At 44.5% G+C, this 16,737-nt stretch carries 18 protein-coding genes; 9 read left to right on the top strand and 9 right to left on the bottom strand.

Annotated elements, in window-relative coordinates; genetic code table 11:
• Positions 1-128: 128 nt before the first annotated feature.
• Positions 129-1,433: a hypothetical protein gene (locus JV36_RS0106630; RefSeq protein WP_032095690.1), complete on the top strand. Its 1,305-nt coding sequence runs from the start codon at positions 129-131 to the stop codon at positions 1,431-1,433.
• 143 nt (positions 1,434-1,576) lie between these two features.
• Here the strand turns inward: JV36_RS0106630 and JV36_RS0106625 are convergent, their stop codons facing one another.
• Both JV36_RS0106625 and JV36_RS0106620 read right to left on the bottom strand, forming a co-directional pair.
• Positions 1,577-2,035, bottom strand: coding sequence for an acyl-CoA thioesterase (locus JV36_RS0106625; protein WP_032095691.1), 459 nt, complete (start codon positions 2,033-2,035; stop codon positions 1,577-1,579).
• Positions 2,022-2,729 carry a rhomboid family intramembrane serine protease gene (locus tag JV36_RS0106620; protein ID WP_032095692.1) on the bottom strand — a complete coding sequence of 236 codons (708 nt, stop codon included), beginning with the start codon at positions 2,727-2,729 and terminating at the stop codon, positions 2,022-2,024. The genes JV36_RS0106625 and JV36_RS0106620 overlap by 14 nt, the downstream gene beginning before the upstream one ends.
• Positions 2,730-3,201: 472 nt before the next feature.
• Here JV36_RS0106620 and JV36_RS19695 point away from each other — a divergent pair, with 472 nt between their 5' ends.
• Positions 3,202-3,339 carry a hypothetical protein gene (locus tag JV36_RS19695; RefSeq protein WP_160173351.1) on the top strand — a complete coding sequence of 46 codons (138 nt, stop codon included), beginning with the start codon at positions 3,202-3,204 and terminating at the stop codon, positions 3,337-3,339.
• A 152-nt stretch (positions 3,340-3,491) separates the two neighbouring features.
• Here the strand turns inward: JV36_RS19695 and JV36_RS0106615 are convergent, their stop codons facing one another.
• Positions 3,492-4,073, bottom strand: coding sequence for a peptidylprolyl isomerase (locus tag JV36_RS0106615; protein ID WP_052010138.1), 582 nt, complete (start codon positions 4,071-4,073; stop codon positions 3,492-3,494).
• Between the two features lie 59 nt (positions 4,074-4,132).
• On the bottom strand, positions 4,133-5,344 hold the full coding sequence (locus tag JV36_RS0106610; protein WP_032095693.1) for a methyltransferase: 1,212 nt from the start codon (positions 5,342-5,344) through the stop codon (positions 4,133-4,135).
• Between the two features lie 195 nt (positions 5,345-5,539).
• On the opposite strand from JV36_RS0106610, the gene JV36_RS0106605 reads away from it, so the two are divergent.
• From JV36_RS0106605 to JV36_RS0106590, 4 genes are all read left to right on the top strand, one after another.
• Positions 5,540-6,169 (top strand): alpha-ketoglutarate-dependent dioxygenase AlkB family protein, encoded by a 630-nt coding sequence (locus JV36_RS0106605; RefSeq protein WP_032095694.1) that lies wholly within the window; start codon positions 5,540-5,542, stop codon positions 6,167-6,169.
• Positions 6,170-6,237: 68 nt separating this feature from the next.
• Positions 6,238-6,555, top strand: a complete 318-nt coding sequence (locus JV36_RS0106600) for a BolA family protein (RefSeq protein ID WP_032095753.1) — start codon at positions 6,238-6,240, stop codon at positions 6,553-6,555.
• Positions 6,556-6,620: 65 nt separating this feature from the next.
• Positions 6,621-7,319 (top strand): phosphatase PAP2 family protein, encoded by a 699-nt coding sequence (locus JV36_RS0106595; protein ID WP_032095695.1) that lies wholly within the window; start codon positions 6,621-6,623, stop codon positions 7,317-7,319.
• Between the two features lie 5 nt (positions 7,320-7,324).
• Positions 7,325-7,969, top strand: a complete 645-nt coding sequence (locus JV36_RS0106590) for a nucleotidyltransferase family protein (RefSeq protein ID WP_032095696.1) — start codon at positions 7,325-7,327, stop codon at positions 7,967-7,969.
• 22 nt (positions 7,970-7,991) lie between these two features.
• On the opposite strand, the gene JV36_RS0106585 is transcribed toward JV36_RS0106590, so the two are convergent.
• On the bottom strand, positions 7,992-8,279 hold the full coding sequence (locus tag JV36_RS0106585) for a hypothetical protein (protein ID WP_032095697.1): 288 nt from the start codon (positions 8,277-8,279) through the stop codon (positions 7,992-7,994).
• Between the two features lie 454 nt (positions 8,280-8,733).
• On the opposite strand from JV36_RS0106585, the gene JV36_RS0106580 reads away from it, so the two are divergent.
• On the top strand, positions 8,734-10,299 hold the full coding sequence (locus JV36_RS0106580) for a SulP family inorganic anion transporter (protein WP_032095698.1): 1,566 nt from the start codon (positions 8,734-8,736) through the stop codon (positions 10,297-10,299).
• Between the two features lie 242 nt (positions 10,300-10,541).
• Positions 10,542-10,913, top strand: a complete 372-nt coding sequence (locus tag JV36_RS0106575; protein WP_032095699.1) for a VOC family protein — start codon at positions 10,542-10,544, stop codon at positions 10,911-10,913.
• A 91-nt stretch (positions 10,914-11,004) separates the two neighbouring features.
• On the opposite strand, the gene JV36_RS0106570 is transcribed toward JV36_RS0106575, so the two are convergent.
• Entirely contained in the window at positions 11,005-11,427 is a 423-nt protein-coding gene (locus tag JV36_RS0106570; protein WP_032095700.1) for a VOC family protein, read from the bottom strand.
• Between the two features lie 357 nt (positions 11,428-11,784).
• On the opposite strand from JV36_RS0106570, the gene JV36_RS0106565 reads away from it, so the two are divergent.
• The gene (locus JV36_RS0106565) at positions 11,785-12,777 is read left to right on the top strand and encodes a glycosyl transferase family protein (RefSeq protein ID WP_032095701.1); all 993 of its coding nucleotides are present in this window, start codon (positions 11,785-11,787) and stop codon (positions 12,775-12,777) included.
• Between the two features lie 6 nt (positions 12,778-12,783).
• Here JV36_RS0106565 and JV36_RS0106560 read toward each other — a convergent pair whose 3' ends face one another.
• From JV36_RS0106560 to JV36_RS0106550, 3 genes are all read right to left on the bottom strand, one after another.
• Positions 12,784-13,374 (bottom strand): HD domain-containing protein, encoded by a 591-nt coding sequence (locus JV36_RS0106560; RefSeq protein ID WP_032095702.1) that lies wholly within the window; start codon positions 13,372-13,374, stop codon positions 12,784-12,786.
• A 170-nt stretch (positions 13,375-13,544) separates the two neighbouring features.
• The gene (locus JV36_RS0106555) at positions 13,545-14,177 is read right to left on the bottom strand and encodes a thiol:disulfide interchange protein DsbA/DsbL (protein ID WP_032095703.1); all 633 of its coding nucleotides are present in this window, start codon (positions 14,175-14,177) and stop codon (positions 13,545-13,547) included.
• 596 nt (positions 14,178-14,773) lie between these two features.
• Positions 14,774-16,723: a TonB-dependent receptor plug domain-containing protein gene (locus tag JV36_RS0106550; protein ID WP_032095704.1), complete on the bottom strand. Its 1,950-nt coding sequence runs from the start codon at positions 16,721-16,723 to the stop codon at positions 14,774-14,776.
• Positions 16,724-16,737 lie beyond the last annotated feature (14 nt).

Genomic DNA, 16,737 nt, shown 5'->3' with positions numbered 1-16,737 from the left:
TATTTGAGTGGTCTTATTGTTATTCGTTTCATAAGCGCATTGCATCGCTTAGGTATTCAAGACGATGTACTCTCAACCGAAGAGTTATATAAAAGGAATTAAATATAGTGAGAACAGCATGTCTATCAGTGTTTATTGTTGCCCTTTATTTATACATTTCAACAAATGCATTTGCTAAAGCTGGGGTCAATATTCATCTCAACAAGACCTCAGATGAATGGTTGATTGCATATTCTGCAAATACTCCCACACAAAAAATAGCTTTTTTAAGCACACCAATTGAAGCACGTACCACAAGGTGGCGGCCCGTAAACACGGCATTCGAAGTTGTCTTTGAAGATCATCAAGAATTGATTCGACGCAAAGATGGACTGGCCTTTGATTATGTTCAACTTAGTCTTACCCCGACTTACACGCATTTACCAAAAGCTTACGCGCCATTTGCACCATTTTCAGATGGCGGTGCGCTTATCCACACCGGGCGATTATTTGCGTGTCTCGATTTTTGTTCTGATGATGCCAATGGTTGGAAAATCACCGTAGAAGTGGAAGAGAACAGTCACTTTATCGCCAACGGGAAAATTAATTATCAGGCAGCAAGTTGGCTGGGATATAACGACGGTCAGTATGTCTATATAGGAGAACAAATGCCTATTGATGAGCCAGCATTTATGGCCTTGATTGACACGGAACTACCTCACGTCATTAAGGTTGAACTTAACCACACACTCCCAAAGCTAATGGCATTTTTTGAATCTAAGTTGGGGCAGCACAATAATGACGTCAAACCCATGCTGTTTACTTCATATTTGAATGCACCAGGAACGGACATTCAAGGAGGAGTGCTTCCCAATCAAGTTTTCATACACTGGGATATGGACAATCTTGATGAGCGGTTACAAAGTAAAAATTTTATTCCCACCACTTTATGGATGTTTGCTCACGAGGCTGCTCACTTTTTTCAAGACAGTAAATCTCTCGTAATTAATAAATCTGCTAGCTGGCTACACGAAGGTAATGCTGAGTGGTTGGCAGCCTTAGCGTTGCGAGAGTTTTACCCAGAAACTATCGAGCCATTTATTGAGAACAAGATGAATGAAGCTAAAAAAGGCTGCGCTAAAGCTTTAGTCAGTTACCCATTAATAGATGCTGCCAAGCATGGGCAATATCGAGCTTACTATCAGTGCGGAATGTTCATTCACTCATTGATGGATTTAAAAGCTCGCGAGCTATCACAGGGTAAATATTCCATATTTCACGTCTGGAACAATTTTAAACAGCAAAGTCTGCGAACGGGTACTAATGGCGCAGAAGGGTTTTGGTCAGCTGCGGAGCCGTATATCCCATCTGACATGCTAAAAAAGCTTAAAAGGTTAACGACGGATAAAATAACCTCGCCAGCGAGTTATATTGAACAATTAGAATCACTGTAAATAAACATAGCATGGGTTCTTTTCAAGCACTCAGACATTTCGCGCACTAATAAATTGATAAAGAATATTTTGGCGTTTTATTGTAACTCGCTCACTAGAGCTTTTAACACGTTGTGAGATTGGTTACTGTTGAAGCGTCAAAACTAAAGCTCAATGCCTGCTAGGTTCATCGTTTTTCCTGGGGCCCCTTTCAATAACGTTGCTTTAAATTCATGGGGTACGGGTTTCTTTTCAAATGTCAGTGAATCGACCATCACATAGACAATTTCAGCCGATGCTACAGCGTGGTTAGTTTGCCAATTCAGCATATCAATTTGCATCGTAAAAGATGTATTGCCAACTTTGCTTACATGCACCGACAAGCACAAAATGTCGTCGAATTTCGCTGAGTTTTGCCATGATATATTGAGATTGACGACTTGATTATCTAAGCCTTGGTTTGTTAATGCTTGATACCCACCTATTAGCGCTCGCATAAACTCAGTGGCGGCTAAGTCTGCGTAGTCAGCATATCGTGCGTTAAATACAACATTTTGAGTGTCGCATTCGGCATATCGAACTCTTAGCAGTAATTCAAATGCATTAGGCTTAACGTTGGTCATTGATGTTTTCCTTTTCATTCGGCACAGTTTTTATATTCCCCTCATTTTCTTCAGTTTGTCCATCAAGACGCCACTGATCACCGATAATAGGGTCTTCCGATTTAGGTTCTACTTCCCAAGAATATGCCTTAACTGTCGGTTTTGGATCTAGCGAATGCCATAAACAGGCACAAAGAACACCAGCCAAAGCACCGAATAAATGGTATTCGAACGAAATCCCTTCTTGGCGGGGAAATATGCTCATCGTCATTCCACCGTACATGAAAAAAGCAACCATCATAAGCACGACTGAACGTTTATCTCTACGGAATATACTCACCACGAATAAATAAAAAAATACACCATGAGTTAAACCGCTAGCGCCAATATGATAGCTTTCGCGTCCAAACAACCATACACCAATACCAGATAGTAACCACACTGCTATTAACACACGCCACCGTGTTTTGGGGTAACCGTAGATAAGAAATGAGCCAAGAACTAACATGGGCAATGTATTGTTGAAAATGTGCTCTAATGAGCCGTGTATGAGGGGCGCTGTTATAATTCCAACCAAACCGTGCAGCGCTAAAGGATAAACTCCGAGCCAACTTAGGTCGACGTTGAAGTTGAGTTCAAAAGCTTTAAAGCACCAAATAAACCCCACGGCGAATGCGGTGATTAATATGCTGTTTTTGAGTGACGTCGTTTTCATCTGTCAGATTTATGGGCAATTAGGGCGTGTTGATCTTTGTTGTACGAGTTTTGGGCTAAATGGAAGCATTTTAATCGCGAAAAAGTCCTGTAGGCCTAGTGGGCTAAGTCAAAGGGCTGTGACAAAGAGTAAAATGCTTCCATTTAGCCCCCTTCGGGCAGCACCTGTGAGCTATTTATTCTACGTTAAATGGTTTCGATTTAGCCCACTAGACCTTCAACCATTCGCCTTGTCTAAATAGCTCACAGACCGCTGCAAAAATGTACAGCAAAGATCAACACGCCCTAATAAAATAGAAACTTTCCTGTAGGCTTAATGGCAGTAATGAGCGCTTGTCAGAAAAACAAGCTGATTACCTTTAACATTTCATAAACAAAAGTTAAAAATTATTGTCTCAAAATCAGCGGTTTAGCGCTTAAGGCTACAGGTGGTGATCACGTATAATTAAGGCTTAATTCTTGAGGGCTAAGACATGACTAAGCAGAAAAACGATACGAGTAAAGAAACGGCAAAAGTGGTTGCGACAATGATGATACCCATGGTCACGTTAGGCTTGGTGTGTCTATCAATTGGCATGTATCTAATGAATACCGTCTTTACGGGAATTTGACCGGACGTTGATAATGAACGCTTCATACGCCACTAGCCTTTGAAAGTTGAATCATCAAGGCGGTGGCATATGTTTTTTATAGGCTACCGCAAACCGATTATAGACACGGTTAAAGCAGCGTTTGATGCAGGGCATTTAATGCAAAAGTGTGACTATAGCGGCGGAAGCACGGTCACTTTTTTGATTACGATGGGCTCAATGGGAACGTTGTTCGCGTTTAAGCGAATTGAATACTCGGTTTCCACTTCAGACATTGCATCAACGGCATCTGACCCTTCTACGATTAAGCCAAATACCGCATAGCCCCAGTCTCGTCCAGGGTTCAGGCTTTCATTGTCATTGACGTTAAAAAAGAACTGACGGTTAGCGGTATGAGGACCGTTTTGACGTGCCAGTGCAATGGTATGTAAGTCGTTAGTGAGCCCATTGCCCGATTCGTTAAAAATATCGGGAAAGTTCGACTTACCGTTGAAATCAGAAGTGTATCCGCCACCTTGCACTACAAACCCCGGTACAATGCGGTGAAAAATAGTGTCGTTGTAAGCCTGTTTATCTACATAACGCAAAAAGTTATTCGCGGTAATAGGAGCGCGTCTTCTATCTAACTCCACCACAATATCACCCATGGTGGTTTCCATTTTTACGCGAGGGTAATAGTTGTCAGGCTGTATTTGAGAGCCATCGTCTTTTTTCGCAGCCGCAAGGGGGCTTACACTCAAAAAAACACACACCATTAATAGGCTAGAAAGAATGTTGTTTATCTTCTTTAGCATAGTAAATCCTTTAAATAATCTTACTGTTTAGCGACGCTAAAAATAACGAACTTTTTATCGTTTGACAGTATATCAACACCACCAAACAGTTTTTTCAATTTTATGTGGTAATCCAAGTGACGATTCCCTACCACAACAAGATGTCCGCCTCGTACTAATAAATCGCGAGAGTCGGTAAACATTTGCCATGCAATGTGGTCGGTGATCACATTTTGTTGATGAAAAGGAGGATTACACAACACCTTAGTGACCGCAGGCGTGTTCGGCTCGTTAAGAAGGCCTTCCAAGCAGTTGGTAGCAATAAAGGTGCATTGGTCTATTTTATCTGGGTGGTTAGTCAACACGTTTAAACGTGCGCTTTCCAATGCCATGTAAGACTCATCGGTAAAAATGACCTTGCAGTCTGGGGCAAGTGTTAGCGCGTTAATACCTAAAACGCCGTTACCACACCCCACATCGACAACCGTATCATTGCTGCTCACCGTCATGTGTTTCATCATAATACGCGCACCGATATCTAAGGACTGACGTGAAAACACATTAGCTTCGTTGTCTAACGTCATTTTCGCGCCTGTGGTTCCCTTGCATTCCCATCGAGTTGGGTAGGGCGACGGATATGATGGAAGGGTAAGGTCGGGACGAGAAAATACCAGTCGCGACTTTTTCTTTGCCAGAGAGGTGGTGGTGGGGCCAATGTACTTTTCAAACAATGCCAGTACCGATTTGGTAATGGCTTTTGCTTTACCGCCGGCAATCACTTGTGTGTCAGCAGATATATAACGCTTCAAATCAATAAGCTGCTGCTCTAAAAGCGCAAGTGCTCTTGGTACCTTAAGTACCACAATAGCCGGGGCTGATTGCGGAGAAAACGTTAAGCTGTCAACGCTGGTCATAGTATTGACGGGAGCCGTTTCTGTTACCGACGCCTCTGCGCTTATTGCATTACGCCCTAAGTTTTCCAGCAAAGAGCGTCGAGATATGTAAGAGTCTGATACCCAAAGTGGATTCAAATGCTCAAACCAGCACCCCAATGCACCAAAGTCATCATTAAAAATCATAAGCTGAGACTGGGCAGTATCTGTAGAGACCACATTGTCGTTGAGCAGTGATTCTACATGGTCGATGAGCAACTCATCGGCGCTGTCCCATGCCTGTAAGCTCACATGTTGATGCTTTTCAGGATAGCGAATTAGAGACAAGTTTCGGTCTGCAAAGATAAATTCTGTATTCATTAGCGAAAATTCTGACGGCAACAGCGATGACGTGTGTCATGCCTTGGCGTGCTTTGGAGTTAGCAATGGGCGTAGGGTAACATTTCGCGAGCAAAAAGAGCATGATCAGATTGGTACAATGCCCGTAAATAACCTTGGCGGTAGAGAAAAATCATATTCAATCGAACTGGATAAAAGAGCGACTTAGGCGAAGACATGCAATATTCACTTTTTAATCAACCTGATAAGCCAAAGCCTCAGCGCCTGCCGCTGCCTGAGGGGGATGTTGTGTATTATCCTCGCTTTTTCAATCAATCTACCGCCGATACGTATTTCGACAGCCTGCAAAGCGAACTGCCGTGGAGACAAGACTCATTGCGCATGTTTGGTAAATCTATTCCCATTCCACGGTTACAGAGCTGGCATGGCGACCCAACGTGCACCTATACCTATTCAGGGCTGACCATGGTGCCTAACTCGTGGACATCAACCTTAGCTGAAATACGGGATTGTTGTGGCGCAGCATGCGGCAGCCGCTTTAATAGTGTCCTTGCCAATTGGTACCGACACGGTCAAGACAGCATGAGCCTGCACGCTGATGATGAACCCGAGCTTGGGCCAAACCCCGTTATTGGTTCTGTAACGTTGGGAGAGGCGCGTCCTTTTGTGTTTAAGCATAAAGAGACGAAGGCGCGCTATACGCACTTGCTAGAACACGGCAGTCTACTGGTTATGGCTGGCGCTACACAAAGCCATTATTTACACGGCATTTCGAAGACGGTTAAACCGATAGGTGGTAGAATAAACCTCACTTTCAGACGATTAATAGTCGCGAATTCACCTTAAAAATTTCAATGGGTTCGCCAGTCACGCGAATAAAAGAGATTGAGGTAAAAGATATGCAGGTAGACGATATGCAAGTAAAAGATTTCCTAGAAACAGCCATCACAGATGCTATTGCGCCAATCTATTTAGAGGTCGTGGACGAAAGCTTTATGCATAATGTGCCCGACGGAGCGCAAAGTCATTTCAAAGTAACGGTAGTGAGTGAAGCCTTTGAAGGTCAGCGTTTAATTGGCAGACATAGACAAATAAACGCATTGGCAGCACCGGCCTTAGAGGGGCCTGTTCACGCGCTGGCGCTTCACACTTATACCCCTGAAGAGTGGGTAAAAAGGGGAGGGGAGCCTTTGTCATCACCTAAGTGCCTTGGCGGAAGTAAGCACGACTAGGTCGACACTTCCTTGTGATATAAAACACAGCTAGTGAAATAAAATGCAACAAATGGATGTTAGTCATGAAACAAAACAGTGAAGTTGGTCACTATATTAATATGCTTAAACCCCCTTCAGTTCAGGTTCTGCTTCTTGGCACTTGCTTTGTATTGGTTATGCTATTTGTGCATTTAGGTGTTGCGCAGCCGATGGACGAAGCATTATTTCAAGCCCTCAAACTCGATGATTCCACGCCTAAATGGGTATCAGATGCATTAAGAGATGTTACCGCGCTTGGCAGTAATATTGTGCTGCTTTTTGTGGCTATTACCGTTACGGTCGGCCTCGCCATGCACAACCAGCGCAATAAGGCGTATACTTTTGTGTTGGCAGTAGCGTTGGGGCTATTTGTTGCCTTTGCCCTTAAAGCGGGGATCGCGAGACCTCGTCCACCGGTTAGTCAGCACGATGTGGATGTGTATACCCACAGTTTCCCGTCTGCTCATGCAACCCTGTCTACCTTGGTGTACTTCTACCTCGCTTACCTTATTTGCCATTTCTCTGGCCAAAGGGCGGTCAGCACATGGATATACTCAACTGCGGCATTATTGGTGTTTTGCATAGGGTTATCTCGAGTGTTGCTAGGGGTTCATTGGCCAAGCGACGTGATTGGAGGTTGGTTTGCTGGTGGCAGTGTTGTGGCGCTTTGCCTTTACACTATTAAATGGAAGCAAAAGCTGCATATTCACAATAGTGAGCCACAGCAATCAAAACGCCAGTAAGGTCAATGCAAGATCCTTTGCGCAATGTCGAACGCCTTAAACTTGATCAGCGCGTTTGCGAAATTATACAGGCAGACTCTCAGCGCATGTCGTGCTTACATGCGCTTCAACAACTCGCGTTGCCACAAGGTTACCTAGGTGCAGGCTTTCTTCGTAACGCTATTTGGGATTTTTTACACCAAAAGAGCACACCTACGCCGTTAAAAGACGTTGACGTTATCTATTTTGATGCAAACGACACACAGCGCGCCAAAGACACCTTTTATGAAATGCAGTTAAATGAGGTATTACCGCAGGTTAAGTGGCAGGTAAAAAATCAGGCGCGTATGCATGTACTGCACGGACATGCGCCTTATAAAAACTGTGAAGAGGCTATTTCATATTGGATAGAGAAAGAAACCTGTTTGGCTATAGCGTTATCAACCGTAGACAGTGTAGCTTTATCTGCCAGTGCCAGTGCCAAGGCTCGCCTAAGCTCGTCGTTTGAAACAGCAGGGCCGTTTGATATACTCGCGCCCTATGGTTTGCAGGCTAATTTTGCAGGCACCATCAGTATAAACCCCAAATACCCGCGGCCAGACGTATTTAATGAGCGGGTTCAAAAGAAGCGCTGGTGTGAGATTTGGCCAACGCTTACAGTGAAGCCTTAATTTCTTTTCTTAATTTCTTTTCTTAATTTCTCACTACGCGGAGAAACCATCCAACAAACAACGAAATCAGAAATCCGAAAAAAGCCACTAGTATGTTGATTGTTAGAAGCTGCCCGGAAAAGTCGGCGTTAGCGCCTGTTTTTTCACTTACAAGCATTCCCGACGCTTTAAATATGAATAGTGCTGCTACTGAGAAAAGTAGAATAACGGCGGTAGACATAAAAGTTGCTTTCCAATACGCCTTTGGCGAAACCCAATGGATTGCGCCTGCTACGAGCACACATAAAATAGTAAGGATGTACGGGACCACAATAACTCCTAATTGATATTCTTGTTGATGTTGATATTGAACAAAAGCTGCTGTGTATTTCTCTTGCGCAGTTTACTAGCCGACAGACTACAAAGGATTTGAGCGATAAGAAATTAATTAAGGATAAGCAGCTAATTTTGCTCGATACGATGCCATGTCATAGCGCCTGTGTCAGCTTTTATGTCAGATTGTCAGATTTTATGCCAGCTCTTATATTAGTGGTTTGGTCGAATCTTTCGGCTGCCTTAACAAATAATATCGTCAGCATGTCCAAATTTTGGTCTAGCTCTATGATTAGCAAATAAGCTTTCAATACGTGTCAACACGCCTGCATGGTTAACATTCTATTAAAAGATTTTAAGCTGCAATGGTGATAGAATCGCCAACAATTCTCCAGTAAGCCCTTTTAGCCAATGGGGCTTTTTGTTTAACACGCTTTATATTCTGAGAAAACATGTTCGATTTAATAACCAGTAAAGATAGCAACGTAAAAAATGACGTGCTTTCGGGAATTACTGTCGCCTTAGCGCTAGTTCCTGAAGCCGTAGCCTTTGCATTTGTTGCAGGTGTAGAACCTATGATTGGTCTATACGCTGCATTTATGATGGGCTTAATTACTTCTGCCATTGGCGGTCGCCCAGGCATGATTTCAGGTGCAACAGGGGCCATGGCCGTTGTGATGGTGGCACTTGTGGCGCAACATGGGGTGCAATACCTGTTTGCAGCCGTCATCTTAGCGGGACTGCTGCAAATACTCTGCGGCGTGTTTAAGCTCGGTAAGTTTATCCGTTTGGTGCCATACCCGGTTATGCTAGGTTTTGTTAACGGGCTTGCTATCGTTATATTCTTAGCGCAGCTAGGACAGTTTAAAATAGTCAATTCACTTGGCGAACTGCAGTGGATGCAGGGTTCAATGCTGTACTGGATGCTAGGTCTTGTAGGCCTTACCATGGCAATTATCTATTTACTGCCAAAGCTTACCAAGGCGGTACCTGCGTCGTTGGTGGCAATTGTAACGGTTACCGCTTTAGTACACGGATTAGATTTAGAAGCGCGCACGGTTATCGACTTTGTAAGAGATTTACTACCGGCTGATCAAAAAGACAGCGCCACCTTGGCGGGTGAGTTGCCAACCTTTGCTATTCCAATGGTGCCTTTCACCTGGGAAACGGTAATGATTGTGCTGCCAACATCTATTATTTTATGCTTGGTTGGTCTTATTGAATCGCTGCTTACCCTATCGCTTATTGATGAAATGACCGATACCCGTGGTCGCGGCAATAAAGAGTGTGTTGGGCAAGGCGTTGCTAACACTGTTAACGGCTTCTTTGGCGGTATGGGCGGTTGTGCCATGATTGGTCAGAGTATGATCAATATCAATTCTGGCGGCCGTGGTCGTTTATCAGGAATAAGCGCTGCACTTGTACTGCTTGGCTTCATCCTTTTTGCAGCACCACTTATTGAAATGATTCCATTAGCCGCACTGGTTGGCGTTATGTTCGTGGTGGTTATTGCTACGTTTGAATGGGCATCGTTCCGCATTGTGCGTGGTGTTAACAAAGAAGATGCGTTTGTACTCTTCTTGGTAACTGGCGTTACTGTTATTGCCGACCTAGCCATTGCCGTCGTTGTTGGTGTTATCGTATCTGCCCTTGTATTCGCCTGGAAGCACGCACGCCATATTGCCGTGAAATCGCATATCGACGATGACAACTGGAAGGTATATGAGTTAGAAGGGCCGCTGTTCTTTGGCTCGGTAACTCATTTTAGAGACTTGTTTGATATTGCCAACGATCCAGAAGATGTGGTTATCGACTTTAGAGAGTCTCGTATTTGGGATTCGTCGGGTATCGATGCCCTAGATACGCTTGCAGATAAATACCTTGAGCAGGGCAAGAAGCTGCATATACGTCATATCAGCGACGAGTGTCGCAGCTTGCTGCGTAAAGCCGATAAGTTTGTAGAAATTAACGTTAACGAAGACCCTCGTTATCGCGTTGCTACCGATAAGCTTGCCTAAGGCTTCCTATTAAAATGGTCGTCTAGTGTCTTAGCGCAAGGTGTTTGCGCAGACAGAGACTTAAGAGCGACATGAAAAACACGAAACCGCACTAGTGCATACTAGTGCGGTTTTTTATTAAATATTCCTCACTGAGCTATTTCTCACTGAGCTTTATCGTAACGCCCGCCGTAGGTTTTATCACACAGTACATTTCAAATTACTTTTAACCTACTTCTAACCTACGTTTTGGGGAAAGCTTGATGATTAATTACGTTACCTTGGGTGTGAGCGATATAGAAAAATCAGCCTCATTCTACGAGTCACTATTAGAAGATTTTGGCGTTAAGCGGTTGGTGAATATGGACCGAATTAAATACATTGGTAAATCGATGAAAGAGCCAATGATTGCCGTGTGTATTCCGTGGGATGAGAAAGAGCCTTCACCGGGCAACGGCAATATGTTTGCAATTGCACCAGGCAATAAGCAGAAAGTAGATAAAATGCATGAAAAAGCCCTGTCTCTTGGGGCAACATGCGATGGCGCGCCAGGACAACGAGTACCTGGAAAGTTTTATGCGGCTTACGTGAGAGACTTTGACGGTAACAAGATATGCTTCAACTTCTTCGGCTAGGTTTTCTTCTTATACATTGCGGTTAACAACAACCTAAGTACTCAAATAAACGTGCCAGCGAGCAATACGCTGGCACGTTGACGTGAGCGCTTTATTTGGTAGTTCGAAACAATACTTCAGGGTTAGTCATCGTTTTCATTTCAAGTACATTGCCGTTAGGATCTTCGATGAAAAACGTTTCTTGTTCGAACTCTGTATCTTTAAAGCGGCGGTAGGGTTTATCTAAATACTGTAAACCAGCCGATTCAATACGCTTCTTCAACGCTTGAAACTCATCTTCACTCATATGAACACCAAAATGCGGTACTGAAACCGTACCCATGTCTACTTCATGACGTACTGAAGGTAACCGTTCGGTACTTTCATGCAACGTGAGTTCATTGCCCCAAAAATCAATGTCAATCCAGTGCCCGTCCTCACTGTTACCCGTTTTACAGCCCAATACGTCACAATAAAATACCTTGGCTTTTTCTAAGTCGCCTGCAGGGATAGCAAGATGTAAGCAATTAGACATCGCAAATTCCTTATTTTTGTTTTTATACCAGTAATGATTAGGAAAATTCTATACCGCTGAATCATCCAACAATGGGGGTAAAAGGCAAGAGCGTGGCAAGCTTCTTATAGTTAGCAATGTAAACGTATCTATGCAAACGCACTTTTGCAGGTGTGAATATAAGTATGAATTTCAACGTCTACATAAGCGCGAACATGAGCGAGATTAAACTCTAAGGTGCGCTTAGGAGGCTTTTACTTACTAAGCGAGAGGGCGAAATTAATGAGTTACTGAACGCAGGTTTATTTCCCCTTATTTTCTTAAAAATGATAGAGTGAATAGCATTAATGACTTAATAAAAAGCGTTCCTAACACACCATGCAGCTTCCATTTAGTGACTACATAAAAATTATTGGAAAAGGCCAGCGGGGCGGTCGAAGCCTAACGCGCGAAGAGGCGTACCACGCCATGAAAATGGTGCTTGCCAATAAGGTTACCGGCGATCAACGTGGTGCCTTTTTAATGTTGCTACGTACCCGAGAAGAAACGCCCGAAGAAGTAATCGGCTTTGTGGATGCTTGTCGAGAGCTTATTGAGCCCGAGGTGCAAACACTAGCCCCTGTGCTAGATATTGGTTGCTATGCAGGAAAGCGACGACAACTTCCGTGGTACTTACTCGCCGTGGCGGTGCTGGTAAAAAAAGGTACGCGAGTTATGTTGCACGGCGCCCATGAGCCTGGTTCGGGGCGATTATATGCAAGCACGGTGTTGCCAACGCTAGGTTTGCCAGCAATGAATACAGTGACACAAGCTAAATCCCAGATGGATGAACATTTGGTGACTTACCTCGACCTTTCGTGTCTGCTGCCTGCGCTAGACCATATTATTAAACTGCGAGAGGTGTTTGGATTGCGCTCTTGTGCCAATACGCTGGCTCGGTTGCTAAACCCCACTGGCGCCAAGTATTGTGTGCAAGGGGTGTATCACATGCACCTTGATCATAAACATTGCCGAGTGAACGAAAACTACGACAATATAGATGCACTGTGTTTTCGCGGTGACGGCGGCGATCCTGAAGTAAATGGCGAGCGGGAAACAGAGTTATTTGTTACCCGTGGTGGCAAGACCGATGAATATGTTCTCCCTGTTATTGCCAAGCGCTGGGCGCTAAAAGATAAGGCCATGGCCGTGGGCGATATGCTAGAGGTGTGGCATGGCAAAGCAGAAAGCGATTACGGTGAGCAAGCTATTATTAGCTCGTTGGCAAGTTACCTCGTTTTGCTACGCAGTATTGAGGTAAACGACGCCATAGAAGAAGCCAAACTACTTTGGCAGCAGCGTGAAAAAGCTAGCCTTCCGTTTGGTAGGTAGCTTGGGTTAGCCTATCAACCATTCATTGGCCACGGCAATGTCTAGCTGTCTACTCACGTAATCCCAGAGGGCCGGCGCACAGGTTTTAAGGTGTGCATTGCGCTTTTCTATCTGCTGGCGAGTAATTTTATGGGTCGCCCAGCTTCCGCCCTGATTTTTCATGTTTTGAAATACGGGAAGTACCCTATCCATCGCCTTAGCAAATTCGGCATCAGGTGTTGCTGCGTCCTCAAATTCAAGCCACAGCTTCAGCATCGTTTTATTAAGCGGTGACGGAAGAAGGCCAAAAATTCGTTTGGCCGCTGTTATTTCTTTTTCAGCCTGAGCCGCGTGGTCTTGCTGCGTATTAAAGGCAAACATATCGCCCGCGTCAATTTCTACCACATCGTGAATGAGGATCATGTGTATCACGCGCTGGATGTCGATAGGTTTTGCAGCATATTGGCTTAGCATTGAGGCCATAAGCGCTACATGCCAGCTATGCTCGGCAGAGTTTTCTTCCCGATCATTATCGGCCGGAAGCGTAATTTTTCGCTTAACAGCCTTTAGCTTATCAAGTTCACATATAAAGTCTGCAAACGAATCTACTGGTGTCATAAGGTTCCTTGTTCACTAGGTCTTGCCCTAGAAAGCTGGTTCAATAAAAAGCCGGGCTTAATAAAAATGGGCGCTTTGAAAGCGCCCATTTTCGTTGGTCGTATTTTGCCTCGTGCCTTGCTCAGCAATAGCGACTGGGCAGGCCCATTACAAGCTTATTTTGCTCAGACCTATTTTTGTTCAGACAGCCATACAATTAAATCTGCAATATCATCATAAGACATGTCAGATGTGAAAGTAGGCTGATACTTTCCATTAATAATGAAGCTTGGTACGCCGGTTAATAACTCGCGGTTAGCGTCGATTTGCTGCTGGTTTTTACGCAGCATGCTGTTAACACCGAAGCTTTTGGCAAGCTTGTCGAATTCTTCACCGTCAGCGCCGTTTACGACGAAGATGTTACGCAAGTCTTTCAAATTAGTAATAGAAGCTTTTTGCTTATGAATGTAATTGAAGATTGCGCCATTCATCGCATTTTCTTGTTTCATTGCACGGCCAATAAGCATCGCTTTTGTCGCTGCATCCTGCACGTCTGGGCCGGTAAAGCGCATAAAGTTTACGTGTACTTTGTTAAACGCAGTACCGTCACTTTTCTTCTGTTTTATTTGTTCAACAATTGGCTCAAACTGAAAGCAGTGTGGGCACCAGAACGAGAAGTATTCAGTAATTACTGGCTTATCAGTAGCTTCTTCATTAACCACTTTATAATGCGTACCTTCTTTCCATTTTGCGCCTGACTCTTGAGCACAAGCGGCTAATGGCAAAAGCATTGCCATGACAAACATTACTGCAAACTTTTTCATGGAATAAGTTCCTTTATATTTAAGATTTTTATCGGCAAAAGATTATCACAGGCTTTGAGCGTTAACTAGGGCGTGTTGAGCTTTGCTGTGCAAGTTTTGGGCTAAATGGAAGCATTTTAATCGCGAAACAGTCCTGTAGGCCTAGTGGGCTAAGTCAAAGGGCTGTGCCAAAGAGTAAAATGCTTCCATAACGCCCCCTTCGGGCAGCGCCTGTGAGCTATTTACTCTGCGTTGAATGGTTTCGATTTAGCCCGCTAGACCTTCAACCATTCGCCTTGTTCAAATAGCTCACAGACCGCTGCAAAAATGCACAGCAAAGCTCAACACGCCCTAACTTCAACGACCAGCAAGCTAAAAAACACAACGAAATGATACAGTAGAAAGCTTAATCCCCGCTGAACATCACAGAAATTGCGCATCACAGAAATTGCACACCAAGTAAGTTGAATAACACGCAAGGTAAACAAAGTAGCACCAACATGGTTAACCATGCTGGTGCAGATAGGCACTACTTCTTATTTGCGCTATTCAATGAGCTTGTCCAGACACACATTCAGTTAAACGTGTGTCTTGTTGTGTAATACCATGCCTGTGATCTAGCGCGTGTAACTGATTGAAAGCAGGGCGCGTCGCTCTTGCCCCACATACCCAATGATATCTTCGTACTCTTTATCAAACAGGTTATTCACTTTTAGTGACAATTGCCATTGATTGCTAAGCTGGTAGCTCACATTAACGCTTGTCAGTGTGTAAGCAGATAGCGCAAGGGTTTCTGAAGGCGCAGGAAATGGAGGGAAAAACGTATCAAAGCGTGTGCCGGTATAGGCAAGCTTTGTGTAAAAGCTGAATTTCTCAAGACCAAAATCTGACGTTACCGTAATAGCACCTTGATGCCGAGCACGTCTAAGCTCAATGGCGCTTTGTGCATTACTGGTTTGCTGGGCATCAAGATAGCTGTAAGAGCCAGTAATATCAGCAAAGTCGCCACGCCAGCTAAATTCTGCGTCTACACCGTCTCGCTGGCTTTCACCGTCTACATTGCCCGCGGTAAATGCGCCGCTTTGCGCATCGAATACAAAGCCATTTATTTCATCTTGTAGCTGAGTATTGTAAACACTGACTTGTGCCGTCACGGTTTGCCAACGACCTTTAACGCCTACCTCAACCTCTTCACTTTTTTCTGGAATAAGATCAGGATTGCCGATAAAGCTGGCTGGGGTATATCCGAAGCGTTCGGTGAAGGTGGGGGTTTTAACTGCCTTTCCGTAGCTGGTGAATAAAGCGATATGACGGTCAAGCTGCCAGGTAAGTCCGGCGCGATAGCTAGATGCATTGTCGAATTCACTGTTATTATCGAAGCGTGCGCTAAGCGAGGTGAAAACCTTATCACTTAACTCTCCAGTAGCCTCGGTAAAAACGCTGTAGGTATCATCCCGTTGGTCTTGGTTAGGATCGCCGAAAACCACAGGCCCACGCTGTGAAAACAAACGTTGAAGGTATTCAGTTCCTGCGGCTAACTGCCAATCATTTACACTGTAGAAATTGGTCCAATTTAGCTCAATACGTTCACCGGTAGTGCCGCCTGCGTCAGCGCCGGACGTCGTGTTGTCATTTTCATCTTTTCTGTATTGTGCAGTAAGCGCTGAGCGATAGTCACTGTTTTTAGCTTGGTAATCCCACTTCAGTTTCGAGCTAACTTGAACCCCTTTTGTAACGTTGTCTGCATCTGCGGGCAATCCCGTGGTAGCAAAGTCTGTAGCGTCATACTCATTTTCGTAGTCTACGGTACGCAGGTAGGCAGAAAACGTATGCTCATCATTGGCGTCAAATCGAAGGTTCAGTCCAGCGGTAAGGTTGTCATAACCATCGTCTTCACTCCCCGTTCTTGCAATATTATCGCCATCGGTTTGCATGTAGCTTGCGTACGCCGACACGCCGAGGTTGTCGTGTTGTGATGATGTGTTTACGCTTCCTCTGTAGGTGTTTTGCGTACCCACTCCTGCCGACATGCTTAGCTGAGGCGTGACGTTACCCTCAGCACCGGCTTTAGTGGTAATACTTAATACACCACCAATAGCGCCGCTGCCCCAACGTGCGCTTTGTGGGCCTTTCAATAACTCGATGCGTGTTATATTTGCAGCGGTTAAATGGGCTAAATCAATCAAGCTACCCTGGCCGATATCATTAGCAATAACGCCATCAATAAGTACCAAAAGATGATTAGTTTCACTGCCTCGCACTCTTACCTCGGTGAGACCACCTGGGCTTCCTGATTGAGATAAGCTGACGCCAGGAAGCCCGCGTATAAGTTCGGTAAGTTGCAACGCGCCTGAGGCTTTTATGTCGCTCTCGGTTAATACCGATACCGCACCCGGTAGCTTTGTAAGCGTTATCGGTAGGCGAGTGCCTGTTACGGTGAGGGTTTCTACGTCGTTGGTGTCTGTAGAACGTTCTTGAGAAAAAACAGAAGTTGAAGTGATATACGTTAGGATTGCAGCGGCCGTTGCAGTCTTAGTAAAAGCAGCCTGTAGTAAAGATAATTCCATAATCAATAATAGTC

It is taken from the genome of Alteromonas sp. LOR, assembly GCF_000753865.1.
Taxonomy (GTDB): domain Bacteria; phylum Pseudomonadota; class Gammaproteobacteria; order Enterobacterales; family Alteromonadaceae; genus Alteromonas.
The sequence above is the reverse complement of the archived record's forward strand: the minus strand, read 5'-3'. Positions and strand labels throughout refer to the sequence as shown.

What these genes read in the sequence shown, in the direction of transcription:
- JV36_RS0106600 (WP_032095753.1), top strand. Translation starts at nt 6,238, where the DNA reads ATGCAAGTAAAAGATTTCCTAGAAACAGCCATCACAGATGCTATTGCG.
- JV36_RS0106560 (WP_032095702.1), bottom strand. Translation starts at nt 13,374, where the DNA reads ATGACACCAGTAGATTCGTTTGCAGACTTTATATGTGAACTTGATAAG.
- JV36_RS0106575 (WP_032095699.1), top strand. Translation starts at nt 10,542, where the DNA reads ATGATTAATTACGTTACCTTGGGTGTGAGCGATATAGAAAAATCAGCC.
- JV36_RS0106570 (WP_032095700.1), bottom strand. Translation starts at nt 11,427, where the DNA reads ATGTCTAATTGCTTACATCTTGCTATCCCTGCAGGCGACTTAGAAAAA.
- JV36_RS0106580 (WP_032095698.1), top strand. Translation starts at nt 8,734, where the DNA reads ATGTTCGATTTAATAACCAGTAAAGATAGCAACGTAAAAAATGACGTG.
- JV36_RS0106605 (WP_032095694.1), top strand. Translation starts at nt 5,540, where the DNA reads ATGCAATATTCACTTTTTAATCAACCTGATAAGCCAAAGCCTCAGCGC.
- JV36_RS0106595 (WP_032095695.1), top strand. Translation starts at nt 6,621, where the DNA reads ATGAAACAAAACAGTGAAGTTGGTCACTATATTAATATGCTTAAACCC.
- JV36_RS0106615 (WP_052010138.1), bottom strand. Translation starts at nt 4,073, where the DNA reads ATGGTGTGTGTTTTTTTGAGTGTAAGCCCCCTTGCGGCTGCGAAAAAA.
- JV36_RS0106590 (WP_032095696.1), top strand. Translation starts at nt 7,325, where the DNA reads ATGCAAGATCCTTTGCGCAATGTCGAACGCCTTAAACTTGATCAGCGC.
- JV36_RS0106610 (WP_032095693.1), bottom strand. Translation starts at nt 5,344, where the DNA reads ATGAATACAGAATTTATCTTTGCAGACCGAAACTTGTCTCTAATTCGC.
- JV36_RS0106555 (WP_032095703.1), bottom strand. Translation starts at nt 14,177, where the DNA reads ATGAAAAAGTTTGCAGTAATGTTTGTCATGGCAATGCTTTTGCCATTA.
- JV36_RS0106625 (WP_032095691.1), bottom strand. Translation starts at nt 2,035, where the DNA reads ATGACCAACGTTAAGCCTAATGCATTTGAATTACTGCTAAGAGTTCGA.
- JV36_RS19695 (WP_160173351.1), top strand. Translation starts at nt 3,202, where the DNA reads ATGACTAAGCAGAAAAACGATACGAGTAAAGAAACGGCAAAAGTGGTT.
- JV36_RS0106565 (WP_032095701.1), top strand. Translation starts at nt 11,785, where the DNA reads ATGCAGCTTCCATTTAGTGACTACATAAAAATTATTGGAAAAGGCCAG.
- JV36_RS0106550 (WP_032095704.1), bottom strand. Translation starts at nt 16,723, where the DNA reads ATGGAATTATCTTTACTACAGGCTGCTTTTACTAAGACTGCAACGGCC.
- JV36_RS0106620 (WP_032095692.1), bottom strand. Translation starts at nt 2,729, where the DNA reads ATGAAAACGACGTCACTCAAAAACAGCATATTAATCACCGCATTCGCC.